Source organism: uncultured Campylobacter sp., from assembly GCF_938018035.1.
GTDB lineage: Bacteria > Campylobacterota > Campylobacteria > Campylobacterales > Campylobacteraceae > Campylobacter_B.
The window spans coordinates 1-3,435 of the sequence record NZ_CALIJF010000375.1; the positions used below are offsets into that span (position 1 = coordinate 1).

A 3,435-nucleotide genomic window follows, 5' to 3' on the forward strand; every position below is an offset into this window, starting at 1 on the left:
GTGCATATCGCATCGGCTAGCCGCGCCGCTAACGATGCGCACACAACGCGCATGAGCGGGGCGGTCTCCAAAACATGAAGCAGCCCGCGAGTACCCGCGATAAATTCGCTTCAAAACACAGATGAAAGCGAGTTTTTTCAGACACCTTGCGAGCTGTGAGCGCCGAGCTCTTTATCTGCGCTGCGCCTCTTTCGGCGAAATTTTATCGTTGCCGCGCCTCTCGGGGTAAAATTTTACCACTGCCATCTCTTTTGGTGAAATTTTACCTAATCTCGGCTTTCTTTAGCATAGTACCGACTTCAGCTGCCGCGTCCTTTGGGGTAAAATTTCACCGCCGCGCACAATCGGTATTTTATCGCGCCGTTTGTTTCGTAGTGAAATTTTACTGCCGTCCACGCTCGGTTCAATCGCCGCTTGTTTATCGCAAAACGCCTGCTCAAAACAAAGCCCGCCGCTCTACTGCCCGGCTTTTACCTCGCCGTCGCCGAGCCGTAAATTTTAAAATTTGACCCGCGCTTCCTTACAGTAAAATGCAGCAAAATTTCGCCGGAATTTTGCTCGTCGCGCTGCAAAATTCCGATCTTTTATCCAAAGCCCCGCCGGCTCGCGCAAAACCCGCGCGATAAAATTTACGCCGCCTTTGTACGGCCTCGTTCTAAACACGCAGCATTTTATCGCCGTCTGCGCCTAGACGATATATTTTAGGTGCGATAAAAATTCATCGCCCTACTCTGCGGAGCAAACGCTGTTTAAATTCCGCCTCGAAGCGCGCTTTTAAAATTTTATCAAACTCACGCCGTATGTCTCGCTCGCCGGGTGTCGCGTAAAATTTTGCCATGCAGCGATCTTTGCTATCCAAATTTTGCCCGCAGTGTCCAAAGTGCCGTCCGCGCGCTAAAATTTCGCTCATGCATTAAAATTTCACTCGCAGCGCTTGCATGTTAAAATTCCACGCTGATCGGCTGACCTAAGCGAAACTGCCCATCTTCGTCGCTAAAATCGGCGCGCGCCTCCCACACGAGATCGGCGCGCAGCTCCTCGGTCTGCACCGTGCGCGGCGTGTACATCGCGGTTTGGCTCACGTAGGCGACCTTTGCGCTCGCGCTAGAGCCGTCCGCGGCGATGATCCGCACGCTCTGTCCGGCACGCAGGAAGCGGAGCTGATTTTCGCTTAGATAAAATTTCGCGCGCTTATTTTTTACTTCGCTGAGCTCAAAAACGCCCACGCTTGGCATGCTGATGTCGCCGAGCTCCTTGAGGCGCGCTCTGATCTGCCCGCTAAATGGCGCTTTTAGCACGCTTTGCGTCTCGATTTGGTAATTCAGATATTTTAGATTTTCCTCGCAGCTTGCCAAATTTGCGCGGGCGGCGCCGACATCCTCACCGCGGTAGCCACTTTGAAGCTGACGCAGATTAGCCTGCGCACTTTGCAGCTGGGCTTGCGTGCGCTTCATCGAGTAAAACGCTTCGTCGATCTGCTGCTTGGACGCGGAGTTGGTTTTGCCTAGGCTCTTGAGGCGCTCGTTCGTCAAAGTAGCGAGCTGTAGGGCGTTTTGCAGCGCGCTTACGTTCGCCGCCGCCATCTCGATCTCCTCGCTACGAAAGCCGCTTTGCAGCTTTTGCAAGCTAAATTTAAGCCCGTCGCATCTCGCGATCTGAATACGCCTTTGATAGCTCAGATTCGCCGTATCCAGAGCCGCCAAGACGTCGCCAGCCTGCACGAAATCGCCCTCGTCGCGATAAAGCGCGCTTATGCGGCCGCTGCGCTCGAAGCTAAGCGAACTCTGCCTGATATCGATGATGCCGTAGGCCTTGTGCGCGACCTCTTCGCGCCTATCGAGATTGAAGTAGATCGCCGCGGCGAGAGCGGCCAGCGCAAAAATGACGAAAAATAGAAGCCTTTTCATAGATCGCCTTAAATTTTGATATGCGGTTATTATAAAATAACTTTTCTAATGCGGCGCTGATATTTGAGGCTCGGACGGTGATTTTGTAAATTGATCGCATAAAATTGCCGTATTGAATTGGTCGCCGCGCGAGCAGAATTGAAGCTTGGGCGGATAAAATTTAGCCTATCCGCGCGATTTTAAGCGGTACGGCTTGTAAAACACAGCGACTTTTTGAACTAAAAATTTTAAAATTTTAACAAGGAAGCTTCGCTTGGAAGCGGAGCGTGAAATTTTGACGGGCGAGCGATACATAGATAGGTGCCACGCGAGCGAAATTTTGTCGCGAAAGCAAGATTTTATCGCACCAATGGCATACAAGCATCACGGGCGGAATTTATCGTTTATTGCACGAATAGCGCGTAAGTTGCCGCGAACTAAATTTTATCGCGGCACCCATAGCTACCCGCGCGACGAGTTAGAATTTACAGCCTCCGCTAGCAATAAAATTTACGCGATATGAGCTGGCGGCGCTTGGATGCGACGGAAATTCTAACGCTGTGGCGAGTAAAATTTAAGAGGGCTTCGCTCGGAAGCGGAGCGTGAAATTTAATGGGGAAATTTAGCGAGATTTGGGCTCATCGAGCCTAAATCTCGCTCGGTCGCGCAAAAGCTGAAATATTTAAAACTCGCCTCCAACTGCGGCGATCCACTTATCAGCCCTTGCCTGCCAGTGCTCGTCGCCCTTAAAATCGATCGTAAGACCTACGAATTTGCCGTTTATGAAGGCGCGCGAATGTTTAAATTTATAGCCCTCCGCGCCCCAAGCGCCGATGAGACGAGCCTTTTTAAGTACCGGCAAAAACGCACTCATGCCGCTGCAAAAATCGTTGCCGTGGCGCTCGACGTTACCGACGCCGACGAGCGCGACCTTCCTTCCGTCAAAATCAGTTTTATTCAAAAGCTCCAATTTGTCGTCAAATTTAGCCTGGATCTGTCCGTCGCCGTGCGTCGAAGCCGCAAAAATAAACGCGCCCGCTCCTGCCAAATCCTCCTCATTTAGCTCTTTGGCCTCCTTGATCTCAAAGCCGAGCTTTGAAGCGATGTATTCGCTCACGACCTTCGTGTCGCCGCCTTTGGTAGCGTAAACTAATAGTTTTTTCATTTTTTCTCCTTTAAAAATAATAACAATTCTAACTAAATAAGATAAAATCTCGGTTAAAATAGATTTTGCGCGGCCGCTCAGCTTAGCAGGCACATTTAAATTTTAGAATTTTAAATTTATGAAATTTAAAAGGCAGAATGAAATTTGATGCGAACAGATGAAATATTAAATTACGACAGAAAAAGCATTAAATTTTATGAAGTACTAAATTTCGGCAAATGAAGCGTTAAAATTTATGAAGCAGTGAAATTTTATCCAAGAATTTTATAGTAGCGAAAAGTATTTTAGGATAAGCAGGCGTAGGTTGGATGATTTTGTGCGATACTAGCAGGCGCACTGTTTGTGCGCCGCAGCGAAGTATTTTTGTAAAATTATCCGTTAAAT

Annotated in this window: 4 protein-coding genes; 1 reads left to right on the forward strand and 3 read right to left on the reverse strand. The window is 49.1% G+C overall.

Annotation, left to right across the window (positions count from 1 at the left end):
- Positions 1-718: 718 nt before the first annotated feature.
- Together Q0257_RS11330 and Q0257_RS11335 are read right to left on the reverse strand one after the other, a co-directional pair.
- Entirely contained in the window at positions 719-910 is a 192-nt protein-coding gene (locus tag Q0257_RS11330) for a hypothetical protein (protein ID WP_298024882.1), read from the reverse strand.
- A 31-nt stretch (positions 911-941) separates the two neighbouring features.
- Positions 942-1,907: an HlyD family efflux transporter periplasmic adaptor subunit gene (locus tag Q0257_RS11335; RefSeq protein ID WP_298024884.1), complete on the reverse strand. Its 966-nt coding sequence runs from the start codon at positions 1,905-1,907 to the stop codon at positions 942-944.
- 253 nt (positions 1,908-2,160) lie between these two features.
- Between Q0257_RS11335 and Q0257_RS11340 the strand changes: the two genes are divergently transcribed.
- Positions 2,161-2,409, forward strand: a complete 249-nt coding sequence (locus Q0257_RS11340; protein WP_298024886.1) for a hypothetical protein — start codon at positions 2,161-2,163, stop codon at positions 2,407-2,409.
- A gap of 159 nt (positions 2,410-2,568) precedes the next feature.
- Here the strand turns inward: Q0257_RS11340 and Q0257_RS11345 are convergent, their stop codons facing one another.
- Positions 2,569-3,051, reverse strand: a complete 483-nt coding sequence (locus tag Q0257_RS11345; RefSeq protein ID WP_298024888.1) for a flavodoxin domain-containing protein — start codon at positions 3,049-3,051, stop codon at positions 2,569-2,571.
- Positions 3,052-3,435: the final 384 nt, after the last annotated feature.